This window comes from Actinocrispum wychmicini (assembly GCF_004345645.1).
Classification (GTDB): domain Bacteria; phylum Actinomycetota; class Actinomycetes; order Mycobacteriales; family Pseudonocardiaceae; genus Kibdelosporangium; species Kibdelosporangium wychmicini.
On sequence record NZ_SLWS01000004.1, the window covers coordinates 211,779 to 225,580 of the forward strand.

At 63.2% G+C, this 13,802-nt stretch carries 8 protein-coding genes and 1 pseudogene; all 9 read left to right on the forward strand.

The window, feature by feature from the left end:
- Positions 1-381 precede the first annotated feature (381 nt).
- Positions 382-1,611, forward strand: a complete 1,230-nt coding sequence (locus EV192_RS19100; protein WP_243726935.1) for a beta-ketoacyl-[acyl-carrier-protein] synthase family protein — start codon at positions 382-384, stop codon at positions 1,609-1,611.
- Positions 1,612-1,655: 44 nt separating this feature from the next.
- Positions 1,656-2,432 carry a ketosynthase gene (locus tag EV192_RS19105; RefSeq protein WP_132117187.1) on the forward strand — a complete coding sequence of 259 codons (777 nt, stop codon included), beginning with the start codon at positions 1,656-1,658 and terminating at the stop codon, positions 2,430-2,432.
- 30 nt (positions 2,433-2,462) lie between these two features.
- Complete coding sequence (locus tag EV192_RS19110) at positions 2,463-2,717, forward strand: acyl carrier protein (protein ID WP_132117189.1); 255 nt, start codon at positions 2,463-2,465, stop codon at positions 2,715-2,717.
- The gene (locus EV192_RS19115) at positions 2,717-4,117 is read left to right on the forward strand and encodes a class I adenylate-forming enzyme family protein (protein WP_132117191.1); all 1,401 of its coding nucleotides are present in this window, start codon (positions 2,717-2,719) and stop codon (positions 4,115-4,117) included. The genes EV192_RS19110 and EV192_RS19115 overlap by 1 nt, the downstream gene beginning before the upstream one ends.
- On the forward strand, positions 4,098-6,242 hold the full coding sequence (gene pabB / locus EV192_RS19120; RefSeq protein ID WP_132117193.1) for an aminodeoxychorismate synthase component I: 2,145 nt from the start codon (positions 4,098-4,100) through the stop codon (positions 6,240-6,242). Before EV192_RS19115 ends, pabB begins: the two co-directional genes overlap by 20 nt.
- A complete protein-coding gene (locus EV192_RS19125) occupies positions 6,220-6,549 on the forward strand; it encodes a response regulator transcription factor (RefSeq protein ID WP_165960479.1) in 330 nt (109 codons plus the stop codon). The genes pabB and EV192_RS19125 overlap by 23 nt, the downstream gene beginning before the upstream one ends.
- 569 nt (positions 6,550-7,118) lie before the next feature.
- Entirely contained in the window at positions 7,119-9,086 is a 1,968-nt protein-coding gene (locus tag EV192_RS19130) for a condensation domain-containing protein (RefSeq protein WP_132117197.1), read from the forward strand.
- 194 nt (positions 9,087-9,280) lie between these two features.
- Positions 9,281-9,862 (forward strand): annotated as a pseudogene (locus tag EV192_RS55875) (IS30 family transposase); the annotation flags it as partial.
- Positions 9,863-10,445: 583 nt separating this feature from the next.
- Positions 10,446-13,766, forward strand: coding sequence for a non-ribosomal peptide synthetase (locus tag EV192_RS19140; protein WP_132117199.1), 3,321 nt, complete (start codon positions 10,446-10,448; stop codon positions 13,764-13,766).
- The last annotated feature ends 36 nt before the right edge of the window (positions 13,767-13,802 follow it).

The window sequence follows — 13,802 nt, forward strand, 5'->3', positions numbered from 1 at the left end:
CTCGGGGCCAACCTGTACGCCGCGTCCCTGCGGGGACAGGCGGGCCAGCGCGGCGGGCTGCCAATGGACGCCGGTCGCGGCGGTGTCCGGCGCGGGTCCGTGCAAGTGACGACAATCAGCAGTTGAACCGGTGGAGTGTGCTTCGGGGTTTGGTTGTCAGTGTGTCCGGTTGACAACTAGGCTGCCGAGCAGTCGATTCGCCTTCATGCGGTGTATCGGGTAACCGACGTTGTTCGCGCCCGTTGCTTGGCTGAGGAGATGAGGCATGTCCGCGGGAGACATAAACGCGCTTCTGGACCATGTATCCACCGGCCCGGCGATACAGCGGGAATGGGAATTGAGCTCTGTGAACGCGGCTCACAGGTGCGGGGCGTACACGCGGTGGACCTGATCGGCACCGCGGTCGACGCAGGCCTGATCCGTGGACCTACTACCCTGGAGGTTCTCACCTTGCACGAGGTCGTCGTAACGGGGTACGGCGTGTTCACGGCGTTCGGGTTTGGCGCCCAAGCGCTCAGGGCAAGGGTTTTTTCCGGAGAGCCAGCCTTCGCGAAGGTCCGTCGGTTCGACCCGTCCCGATATCGCGCGCAGTATGCCGCCGAATATCAGGATAAGGCGTTGTCTCAGTTGACCGTATTGCGCGAGTGTGTTAGGGAGGCACTTTCCAGTGCGGGCCAGGACGGCGCGGGCGCGCCCGTTTTGCTGGGCACCGATGGGGATCATGCGGCGAACATTGACTTCTGGACAGTTCATGCTGCGGGGAAGCAGCCTGAAGGAGCCGGTGTCGTGCACAGCTTGCCGGGGCTGCTACCAGAGGTCATCGGGGAGGAATTCCGCCTCGGGCGGCCCCGATTGGCGTTCGTGAACGCATGCGTGGCGGCAACCAACGCGATAGCGTACGGAGCACATCTCATCAGCATTGGAAAGGCCCATTCCGTGGTGTGCGGAGGCGCCTACCTGGTCAACGAAGACGTCTTCGCCAAATTCGACTCAGGTCTGGCCCTCACCACCGAGGCCGTGATGCGGCCCTTTTCCATGGGAAGAAAGGGGCTGCTACACGGCGACGGCGCCGCGGTACTCGTGATGGAGTCAGCGGAGCACGCACGGCGACGGAACGCCGTCTCGTACGGCAGTGTTCTCGGGTGGGGCCTCGCCGCGGACGCCCACCATCCTGTACAGCCGCATCCACAGGGCCGCGGCCTTGCCACCGCCGCCCAAATCGCCCTCCGGCGTGCTGGCGTCGCTGCCGAGGCAATCGGTTACGTCAACTCCCACGGCACGGGCACACCACGCAACGACCTCGCCGAGTCGCTGGCGCTGCGCCATGTGTTCGGCGACCGGGCCAGTACGGTTCCAGTGAGCTCCACCAAGAGCACCACCGGCCACATGCTGGAAGCGACCGGAGCCGTCGAGGCCGTCATCACGCTCCTGGCACTCGCGGAAGGGCTGCTGCCACCTACCGCGGGCTTTCTCGAAGCGGACCCGGAGTGCCTCGTCGACTGCATCCCACATACCGCGAGACCCTCGCAGGTCTCCCGAGCGCTGTCCCTCAACGCCGCATTCGGCGGCGCCAACGCGGCCCTTGTACTGGGTGCTCCGCAGTCCTCATGAGGGCACCACCACACCGTGAAGGGCGACCGCCGCAAAGGAGTTATATGCCGTCAGGGCTCTTGTCTCACCGCGCCATCGTCGATGCCGCCTGCCTGACCCCCTGGGGCGACGAGGCGTCCGGTCTGCCGGGGGCGGCTTCACAGGAGCTTCCTCCAATCGTGGGATTCGCGATTTCACGGTTCGGTCCGCTGGTGCACGCGGTGGCGACAGCCTGTCTGGGGCCCACGGGCGCTCCCGACAACCACGTCGGGCGGTACGGCGCTGGAACCGCGATCGTGCTCGCGACCATGTACGGTGACGCAGTTACGGTGGATACGGCGACCCAATGGGCGGTCGCGGGCAATCTCTCCAATCCACTGCTGTTCTTCCAGTCAGTCAGTACGTCCATCCTCAGTCATTTGACCCGGCGCTACGGCATTCATGGACCGCTCACCTGCATTTCGGCCATTCATGACCCGGCCGGAGACGCGCTAAGGGTCGCCGACGCGCTACTGGACGACCTGGAACTGCACCAGGTGCTCGTCATCGGGGTGGAGACCAAGCCGAACGAACGGGTGTGCCGGGTAAGCGAGTTGGCTGCGGCGGATGGCTGGGGGTCGCGCTTGCCCGCCGGAGACGCCGCGGCCGCCCTCCTGCTGCGTCGGATCGAGACCGACACGGGAGTAGCACGGCTCACGCTCTCGGAGACATCCCCCGGGTCGGCCTCCGGCGGTAGCGGCGAGCCAGTGCGGTCGCTCGGCTGGCTCAGCAACTTCATGGCGCTGTGCGCTGATGCGGGCACCAGGCGACATGAGACTTACACCTACAAGCTCTCCCTGTGACCCGAGACCCACCCGACAAGGAAAACTCAGATGATCACTCTTGAGAACGTCAAGGGCATAATGACTGAATGTCTGAGCACGAGGGACGGGCCCGTAACGATCGATCTTGACAGCCCTATCGAGATCGACTCCTTCACGCTGGTTTGGATCCTGCACCTGCTGGAAGAACGCCATAACATCGAGATCGCGCCCGAACAATCGGATTTCCCCTCGCTCATGTCGGTCCGGGACCTTCACGGATATCTGGCGGAGAATTTCCCCGATCGAGTGTCTCTGGAGGGCTGATGGCCGTCACCGGCTCACGATCCTGGTGGGGGGAAAGGCTTCTGGGACGACGACACGACGACGACTTGTGGGTTCTGGCCGACCCCGCCGTCACCTACGGGGAGTTACGGGAACAGGTCAGACTCCTCGCTGCGAGACTGGCCGCCGAGGGGATCGGCAGCGGTTCCTCGGTCGCCTTGTACGTGCCGCCCAGCCGCACTCTCCTATACGCCATGCTCGCCGCGTGGACCCGCGGGGCCCAGGTCATGCTCATCGACGTTCGGTCAACGTCCTTTGAAGTCGACCGGTTGCTTCGGCTCTGCGAACCCCAGTTCCTACTCTCCGCGCAGCCCTTGCCCCTCCTGACCAGATATCTCGTCAAGGACGCGCCGTTCACTGTGGTGCGTCGCGCGACAGGGCGTCCGGCCGCGCCAGATGTCTGCCTCATTCAGTCGAGTTCGGGTTCCACCGGAGAACCGAAGGTGATCGGTCGTGGTTCCGCCTCCTTGCTGGCGGAACTTGAACGATATGCCGCACTGGAGGGTATGCCACGGGCCGGCGAGCGCGTCCTGCTGCTGAACTCCGTCACCCACACCATGGGCCTGGTCGGAGGAGTACTGCATGGTCTGAACTCCGGGGCACAGATGGTGTTTCCGTCCCGCATACGGGCCGAGACGATAGCGGAGACCGCACGGGCGACCGAATCGAGCGCGATCTTCGGCGTGCCGGTTCACTTTGATCTGCTCGCGCACTCCGCACTGGGTGCGGTCCCGTCGCTGCGCCTGGCGGTTTCCGCCGGCGAAATGCTGCCCCTCAGGGTCTGGACCCAGTTTCGCCAACGTTACGGGCTGCCGATCAGCCCGGTGTATGGCACAACCGAGACGGGGATAATCGCCGCGGATCTGATCGGAGGCTCGGAGCCTCCCATTCTGGGCAGGCCGACCGCCGGGATGGAGGTGGGTGTCGTAGCGGGAGAGCTCCGGGTCCGGATGGAATGCACGCCTTATCTCTGGTCAGACCGTGCCGACCGGTTCCACGACGGATGGCTTCGGACGTTCGACCTATGCGACCAGGACTCGGAAAACGGACTTCTGACATATCGTGGTAGGGCCGACTCCGTAGTTGCGATCGGCGGACTGAAAGTCGATTTGACGGAAGTCGAGCAGACGCTACTTCTGCACCCCCACGTACGGGAAGCGGTGGTCGTGTTCGGTGACGTCATTGAAGCGTATGTTGGTGGCGATGCCACGCTCACAGCAGCCGACCTCACGAACTGGTGTCGGTCCCGTCTCTCCAACTTCAAGGTTCCCAAGTTCTTCCGGATTTCCGGAGGAGTGCCGCGCAACGCGAACGGAAAGGTGATCCGTAATCGGGAGGTCCTTCGACGGCAAGGAGAGACGGGTGCGCACACTCGTCATTGACAACTACGACTCCTTTACTTTCAATCTCGCCCATTACGTAGGCGGGATGAGCGGAGTCGCTCCGACCATCATTAAGAACAACGAGGCGGGCTGGAACCTGTCGGTGCTTGAAGACTTTGACAACGTTGTCATCTCTCCGGGCCCGGGAAGTCCGTCGGAGGCCAAGGACTTCGGCATCTGTGCGGATGTCATTCGCCAGGCACAGATTCCCGTCCTGGGCGTGTGCCTTGGCCACCAAGGGATATGCCACGTCTACGGCGCCCAGGTCGTCCCGGCACCGGGGATCTTCCACGGCCGTGCTTCGCTGGTGACGCACGCCGGGGACGTCCTCTTCAGAGGCGTACCGTCCCCGTTCTCCGCGGCCCGTTACCACTCCCTGGCGGTGGCGGACTTGCCCGACGAACTGGAGGCCATTGCGTGGACGGAGGGCGAGGTGCTGATGGGAGTCCGGCACCGAAGCCGTCCGCTGTGGGGAGTGCAGTTCCATCCCGAGTCGATCGGCACCGTTCATGGGCCACGCATTCTGCGCAACTTCATGCGTCTCACCCATGAGACAAGCCCGCTGCATGGGACCAGAGTCCATTGGCACCGCCCTGATCGGCGGGTGGCAATGCGGAGGCTTCCGTTCGAGGTGCCGGCCGAGCGGGCGTTTGCCGCGCTGTACGCCGATGCCCGGCACGCCTTCTGGCTCGACAGCAGCCGTACAGGCGAGCAGCGAGGGCGGTTCTCCTTCATGGGAGACGCCAGCGGTCCGCTGGCTCGGGTGGCCGAGGCCCAGGTGGACTGCCGGAGCGTTGTCGTCACCTCCAATGCGGGGCGAGAGGTCGTCGAAGGTCCGTTCCTCGACTGGCTCGATCACGACCTCCACGCCCACCGGGCCGAGGTACCCGATCTCCCGTTCGACTTTGCCCTGGGGTGGGTGGGATACCTGGGGTACGAGCTGAAGGTGGAATGCGGCGGGGAACTGGCGCACCACTCACGCCACCCTGACGCGGGAATGATCTTTGCCGATCGTGCCGTCGTGTTTGACCACGAACTGCGCGAGATATACCTCCTGGCCCTGGTGGACAACGGCGATACGGCTTCGGCGACGGAGTGGTTCGATCGGACGCGGCGCAGCATGGAGGAACTGGCCGCGCCGGCGCCTGACGACGTTGAGGACAGGGACACGCCATCAGGATCGCCGGGCACGCTTGACGAAGGGAAGCTGCGGCACGACAAGGAGCACTACCTGGAGTTGATCAGCGCGTGCCACAAGGAGATCGACGCGGGCGAGTCCTACGAGATCTGTCTGACCAACATGCTGCACGGCACCGGCACATTCCGCCCCTGGGCTGCCTACCGGCTTCTGCGCCGCCGCAATCCCGTACCCTTCGGCGCCCTGCTCCGGTTCGGTCCACTGTCGGTGCTCAGTTCCTCGCCCGAGCGGTTCCTGCGCGTCGGCGCCGACGGAGCGGTGGAATCCAAGCCGATCAAGGGTACGCGGCCACGGTCGCAGTTCGCCCCCGAAGACGAGCGGCTGCGCATGGAACTCGCCAACGACCCCAAGGACCGCGCTGAGAACCTGATGATCGTGGATCTGGTACGTCACGACCTGAGTCAGTGCGCCGAGGCCAACTCCGTGCGGGTCGATCCACTCTTCGAGGTCGAAAGCTATGCGACGGTGCACCAGTTGGTCAGTACCGTGCACGCGCAACTGAGGCCGGACCGCAGCGCTGTGCAATGCGTCCGCGCGGCCTTCCCGCCCGGCTCCATGACAGGGGCGCCGAAGATCCGCACCATGCAGATCATAGACGGGCTCGAAGAGGGACCCCGGGGGATCTACTCCGGTGCCCTGGGCTACTTCTCGCTGACCGGAGCCGCCGACCTCAGCGTCGTGATCAGGACGATCATCATGACCGAGAACGAGGTCTACTTCGGAACCGGAGGAGCCATCACCACGCTTTCCGACGCTGACGCCGAGTTCGAGGAGACCGCGGTGAAGGCGACACCCTTGCTCGACCTCTTCGGCATCGAATTTCCTACGAGCGAAGGCGGAGGAACGACCGATGATCCCGGAGTCGATAGAGAGAGTTCACGGCATCTGCGACAGGGATATCTCCATGACAGAGAACATGATAGTTGAAAACGGTATCGGGCCAATCGACAATATCAATGAGATTCACTCCAGGATGTCGGCCTTGAGTGCGCGGGAGTTCGAGGTTCTCCGCCTGGTCACCACTGGTATGACTAATTACAACATTGGCATGAAGCTGGGAATCTCCGCAAGAACGGCGAGAGAGCATATTGCGCGCATCATGCTCAAGCTCAGAGTGGGCTCCCGGGTCGAAATAGCCGTCATCGCCACTAAATGGGACTTGTTCAGGCTGGTGCGCAGGAGCCAGTCCAGCGATTCCGATCAACCGAGTCACCGGGGAGCGGGATGGCAGTAGACCAGGTGCGAGACAGCCCAGATCTTTTGGTTTCGCTGCCTGACCTTGGTGTTCGCACCTTCCATCGGTCCGTTGCCGTAGGGGCGACGTCATCCCGGCCACGACGGTGGGAAGGTCCATCCACCGGCCGTGAACGAAGCCGCGCAGGGCAAGTAGGTCGTTGACGGCCGTCGTCCGGTTGCGGCGGTGAGCGGGTAGATTCTCTGGCCGGGTCATGAGCCAGGAGACCGGCGCGACGCCGGCCCAGGGCGGCCCGCTGTCGCGGCGCGTCAACCTTCAGAACACGCCCGACAATCCACCGCGAGTCGTAATGCTACCGGAATATCCATCACCCAGACTCTCCTGCGGCAACCCCAGCCCTGGCAGTTCACAGGCTTGTCGTCGACTGGCTACGGGTACTGTCGCCGTCGCACGGGGCGACATGGCCTTCCACCCTGGCATCGCACGGTTGGGCCTTCTTCGGGCACGGTACCCCTGGGCGTTCGCTCTGGCTGCCCAGGCGAGGCGGTTGGCGGCTGCTCGTTCTCAGGATGATCGCTTGAACTCATCTGACGTTAAGGATTAGGTGCGTGGACCACACATCCTCTCAGGCAAGAGGCGAGAAAGCGCCCGACAATGTCCAGACAATCATGCCGATGACTCGTGCGCAACAGTTCCAGTGGTACATGGAGAACTGGGTGATCGTGTATTCCTGGCAGACTCCAGCCAACCTAGACGTGGATGTAATCGAGGAGGCATTGAAACTTCTCGCAGTCAAGTTCGAGACACTCCGCACAAAGTTCCAAGTGGTCGATGGATATCTCAGGCAGGTCGTGACCGAACCCCGCGTGGAGATCTCGGTCGGCCACTTGGTGAATGCTTCCAGCCCTCCGCTGGATGACCTCGTCCTTCAGTTCTATGAGTCATCGTGCGCTCAGGTCGGGGCCACTACGGTCCAGTTTCACCTCTACCAGCGGGCTGCTCGACCGGGTTGGCTTGTAATGCTGGCCGATCATGTGACGATGGACAGCGTCAGCGTCAAGGTAATCGCCAGGCAGGTCAACAAACTGTGCAAGTCCGCTGACTATGGCGTTCCATCTGAATCCGCTGACTGGCTCCAGCCAACAGATCTCGCGGAAGCGGAAAACGCATCGGTCGGCCGAACTGAGCGGAGCCGCGCTTACCGGTACCTCGAGAAGCACTTTCAGAACACTCCTGCCTGGATGTACCCGAACCCGTTGTCGCAGAGCCAAGGCCTCGGGCCGCGGTATTACGAGGCCAGACTTGCTCTTCCGGGCGGTGTCGAAGTTCTCCACCGGATAACAGAGTTGTACAGTATTCGACCTGCGGCCGCAGTCCTGGCGGCCTTTACGATGATGATATGCCATCACACAGGGTTCGAGCAGTGTGTGGTAGGCATAGAAGCGGCGAACCGTCACCTTATGCCATTGAGTCAAGTCGTCGGCGCCACGGCGCAACGTGTCCCGCTCCTCATCACCAGCCCGATGTGCTCGAGCTATCTGGAGACGGCCAAGCACGTTCAGAGCCGCTCCATACTGGCGTACAGGTATAGTTGGTACGAGCCGTTGGATTTGCTCGAGATCAGGTCCAGAATGTCGTGGCAGCGCGGCATTGATCTGAATACTGACGTCACGTTCAACTTCTACCAGGTATCGCTGGACGACCGCCAAAGGGACACTGCAGATTTGTCGGAGCAGCCGGCGAAGTGCTCGTGGCAGAAAGCACCAGGCACAGATAGGCCTTACGAAGAGAGCTCCACGAGACTAAGCCTGGACGTGCAGCATGGCTCACGCACTGTCCTCCTCAATCTGCTCGTCGACACCGTCGCTGTCGACTCCCGCGAGGTAGAAGGAATACTCTACGGGATTGAAGCTATTCTTCGTCGCGCATCCGATGGACTCGATAGTGGAGTGGATATACTCGCCGAGAAACTTCAATCATCTCGACGGAACGACTTATGGCAGAGTCTGGATAACTGCTGGATAAGCGTCCCGCAGGTGACAGCGCTGGTGGAGAAGTGTTCGAGGTCTGCTGACATTGCGGTGTTCATACGAAACGACCGGAGACAACTGGGGATCTCCAGGTATCTGCACGCCTTTGTTGCGTCTGCTGACCCTGGTTTGACCCCTAGCATTGTTCGCCAACGTATCGTTGACGAGTTAAGTCTGCACCCAGCGGGGATGACACCACACTACTTCACACTAGTAGAACGCCCGCCAGCGGATCAGGCGAAACTGTCAGCTTGGTTGGCAGAGCGAGTGCTGGACGAGGGCACTGGCCATCGCTCGTCGATGGTCAATCCGACTACGTCAGCTGAGCAGGCCGTGGCACGCGCACTTGTGGATACGCATGGGCCGCTGGAAATATCGATGGCCGACAGCTACCTTCGCGCGGGGGGAGACCTGGAAAAGTTCTATGGTTTCGCGGCCGCTCTTGCCGAGTACGGCTATACAGGTTTCACGTTCAAGGACGCGGCAGGAATTAGATCCCTGGCGAGCATCTCGGCCGCACTGACGGGCGGAGTCAAATGGTCGTAGCGACAGCCTGATATTTTGTCAGTATTTTTCGAGCGATAGGCACGGTATATGAGTCGACGCGAACCGTTGCGATTCGAGGGAACGGGAGATCATCTCCCGAGAGTTGAGTCGGAAATCGGATTGTTCACCTCGATCCCCTAGGGAAGATTCTCGATCGACATCACTCGACGATCGCTCGAAACAGATCAGTGAGACTCCGCGAGGATCACCCCGACGATCCGGAGACGCACGTGTCCCACGAGACGATCTATGACTGCCTGTACCTTCAGGCCCGGGGCGAGCTGCGCACCCCAGCTCACGCTGGCCCCGCGACAGGGACGCACCCGCCGGGTCGACCGGTCACTAGTGACCGCGACCAGGGGCAGGATCGAGGACGTGGTCAACATCGGCGAGCGGCCGAAAGAAGCCGACGATCGCGCCGTCCCTGGCTTCTGGGAGGGCGACCTCATCATCGAGGGCAACAAACCCCAGATCGCCACCCTGGTCGAGCGCACCACCAGATTCGTCATAATGGTCAGGCGCGCGGACTTCGCGATCCGAACCGGCAGCCCGTCTACTTCTGCGCCCCCCACTCGCCCTGGCAACGCGGCAGCAACGAGAACACCAACGGACTACTCCGCCAGTACTTCCCCAAGGGAACAGACCTCTCGTTGCACACTCAGGACGACCTTGATAAGGCAGCGGCACAGTTAAATGGCAGATCACGACAGACGTTGAACTCGCGGAAGCCAATCGAAGTTTTCAGCGACCTGATGGCAGATTCCATGTCGCTATGATCACTTGATTCCGCCGAGAAACCGTCGGGCGGGGTCCCCGCGTCACACCCTTCCTCTACCAGGACAACCGGGCGAGGAGCAGTTGTTTCCGCGCCGGGCATGGCAGGCAGGCCAGAACGGCGGCACCGACCGCTGATGCCGCCACAAGCGTCTGGAGAATTCTCCTGGTCACCGCCAGATCCACCCCCAAGTGCCTAGCCGATAAGGAAATTCCACGGTTGCGCCCTCGGGTCAGCTGCTCACCCCGACAATAACAGCATGGTGGCTTGCCGTCACCTTCGCGATACCAGACGGAAAGCTCCAGTTGAACGTACAGTCGATCACCATGATCCTGGTTGACAGGATTCCGACGGTGGCTATCGTGCTACTGGGGTGCCGCGTTCACAACGTGGCCGAGAGAAACACACGGATATCTGTTTCGCGCAGCGACTTGCCTGAGGTAACAAGGTATCGAAGGGCTACAACACCACCGAGGTGCCATCGCTGAGATGACCGGCCTCGATCCGCAGCACAAGGTCAAGGTGAAGGTAGACAAGAACGCGGCACGTCCTGAGGGGTGTGGTCGTCGAGAAGGTGAACGGTGATGAGCATGGCCGGGAACCCGACCCCGGACAGGCTGACAGCGGTGCTCAGCGGAAACGGTACGGCACGTCCCACACTGGTCCGGCAGTCACGTCCCGTGCTGATCCCGCTGTCACCCACCCAACGGCAACTGTGGATTCTTGACACTGTCGCGGGAGGCGCGGAACGCGCACCAGCGGCCTACAACATCCCGTTGGCGCTGCGCCTGTCCGGTCGGCTCAACTCCGCTGCCTTGCGGAGCGCACTCGGTGACGTGGTGACGCGGCACGAGGTACTGCGCACCGTCTTCCCCGCAACGGAGTCCGGAATCACCTACCTCGCCTACCAGGTCATCCTCAGCACCTTCAGGCCTGCGCTGCCTGTTACGGACATCTCGCCCGAGGGACTGGACGAAGCGCTGGCGACCGAGGCGGTGCGCAGGTTTGATCTGACGGCTGAGCCGCCGATCCGCTGCCATCTGTTCACTGTCTCGCCGGACGAGCACGTGTTGCTGATGACGATCCATCACATCGCGATGGATGGCTGGTCATGCGGGCCGCTGGCCGCGGATCTCGCACTCGCCTACACCGCCCGGTCCCAAGGGCGAGAGCCCAGCTTTGAGCCGCTGGCCGCCCAGTTCGCCGACTATGTCCTGTGGCACCAGCGCGTGATGGGCGACGAACGCGATGCAGGCAGCCTGGCGGGTTCGCAGCTCGCCTTCTGGCGGCGGGCGCTGGCCGGACTGCCGGATCAGCTGGAACTCCCGACCGATCGGCCCCGCCCGGCCGAGGCGAGTCGGCGCGGCTCGACCGTTCCGATCCGGCTTGACGCTGCGCTACATACTCGGCTGACGCAACTGGCGCGATCCACCAAGACAAGCTTGTTCATGGTGCTGCAGGCCGGACTCGCCGCCATGCTCACCCGCCTCGGCGCCGGGACCGACATCCCGCTGGGCTGCCAGGTGGCCGGCCGCGGCGATGTGGCCCTAGCGGACATGGTCGGCTGCTTTCTTAATACGTTGGTGCTGCGGACCGACACATCAGGCGACCCGGCCTTCACCGAACTACTCGACCGGATCCGGAAGAGCGATCTGGCGGCCTATGCCAACGCTGATCTACCATTTGACCGCGTGGTAGGCGCTGTCAATCCGACGCGTTCTCTGGCCAGGCACCCGCTTTTCCAGATTATGCTGGTACTGCAGAACACCTCGGTACAGCAGTTCACCCTGCCCGGAATCGAAGTCACCCAGCAATACGTCCACACTGCCGGCGCCCGCTTTGACATGATGATCGACTTTCGTGAGGAGCCCGGCGGCGGCCTTGGCGGGGTCGTCGAATACGCCAGCGACCTATATGACCAGGTCAGCGTCGAGTGCTTCGCGGCGCGGCTGGTGCGCCTGCTGCGCGCTTTCGCCGCGGATCCCAGCCTGGCCATCGGACGGCCAGCACTGCTGGAACCAGCCGAACTCGAGCGCATGGCAGCGGCGTGGCACGGCACCGATGTTGATGTGGAGCTGGTTCCCGTACAGCGTCAGTTCGATGCCCAGGCGCGACGGACGCCTGGTGGCCTCGCGGTGGCCTGCCGCGACCGGGAACTCAGCTACGCCGAACTCAACGCCCGAGCGGACGACCTGGCCCGGCGGATCGCCGCGCGGGGCGTCGGCCCGGAAAAGCTGGTGGCGGTGTGCGTGCCCCGATCTGAATGGCTGGTCGTCGCGTTGCTCGCGGTGCTCAAGGCCGGCGGTGCGTATCTGCCGATCGACCCGGACTACCCGCCAGATCGCATCGCGTTCATCCTGGACGATGCCGCCCCCTTGCTCGCGCTTGCCACGTCAGCGACGGCCACCGGGCTTGCAAAGGGCAAGGTGCCGTGCCTGCTCCTGGACGCGGACCTGGCTGGCGACAAGCAGACCAGCGATGGGAAAGAGACCGACAGCGGCACGGTTACCCAGGTCCTGCCAGCGGCACCCGCCTACGTGATCTACACCTCGGGCTCGACCGGACGGCCCAAGGGGGTCGTCATTTCCCACGGCGCGCTGATCAACTTCCTTGGGGCTATGGGTGAGCGTTTCCCACTTAAATACACTGACCGGTGGCTCGCGGTGACCACGATTGCCTTCGACATCTCCAACCTTGAGCTGTGGCTGCCGCTAATATCAGGTGCCGGAGTCGTCCTCGCAGACCGGGACATCGTCTACGATCCGGTTGCCCTCAGCGCCGTCGTCAAGTCCGCCGGGGTTACCATCATGCAGGCCACGCCAGCGCTGTGGCAGTCCCAATTCGGTGTCGACCCCGACGGCGTGATGGGCCTCCGGATGCTCGTCGGTGGGGAGGCGCTCCCGTCGGCGCTGGCTAGGGCCATGGCAGGGCGGGCAGCTGAGGTAGCCAACCTGTACGGACCCACCGAGACCACAATCTGGTCGACGACAGCCGCCGTCCCTCCCACAGTCGGCCACATTTCGATCGGGCGCCCAATCTGGAACACTCGAGTGTACGTCCTTGACGCTGGTTTGCAGCCGCTGCCGAGTGGCGTCGCGGGGGAGCTCTACATCGCTGGCGTCGGCCTTGCCCGCGGTTACCTGAACCGTGCCGCACTGACCGCTGAACGCTTCGTGGCTGATCCATTCGGCCCGCCGGGCTCGCGGATGTACAGGACAGGCGACATAGCGCGCTGGCAAGCCGACGGCACCCTCGGCTACATCGGCCGGGTCGACCATCAGGTGAAGGTCCGGGGTTTCCGTATCGAGCTCGGCGAGGTAGAGAACATTCTGGCCACTCATGAGAGGGTTGCGCAGGCCGCCGTGGTGGTCCGCGAGGACCGTCCAGGAGACAAGCGGCTGGTCGGCTACGTGGTTCCCGCCGTCCCGGACGGGGCGGCCGCGGCACCTCTCGACCCAGTGGGCCTGCGCGCCTTCGCGGGAGAGATGCTCCCCGGCTACATGGTGCCCGGATCGATCGTTGTACTGGATACGCTTCCGCTGACCCCTAACGGCAAACTGGACCGCGGGGCGTTGCCTGCCCCGGAGTTACCGGATGCGACTTCCCATCGGTCTCCCACTTCCGGGACCGAGGAACTCCTGTGCCGGCTGTTCGCGCAGGTGCTTGGCCTTACCGACGTCGGCGCCGACGTCGGGTTCTTCGACCTCGGCGGGCACAGCCTCGCTGCGATCCGGCTGGTCAGCGCCGCTCGAAAGGCCGGGCTGCCGCTGAAAGTGCGAGACGTTTTCGCGCACCAGAGCGTCGGGCGCCTCGCCCGTGCCGTCAGCGGTCGCTCCGGGGAACAGGAACCCGTACAGCGGGCCGAATCCGGCCCGCTTATGCGCTCGCGCAGATGGGACCGGTAATCCGTTTCCATCTTGACGACCGTAGATGGGCAATTA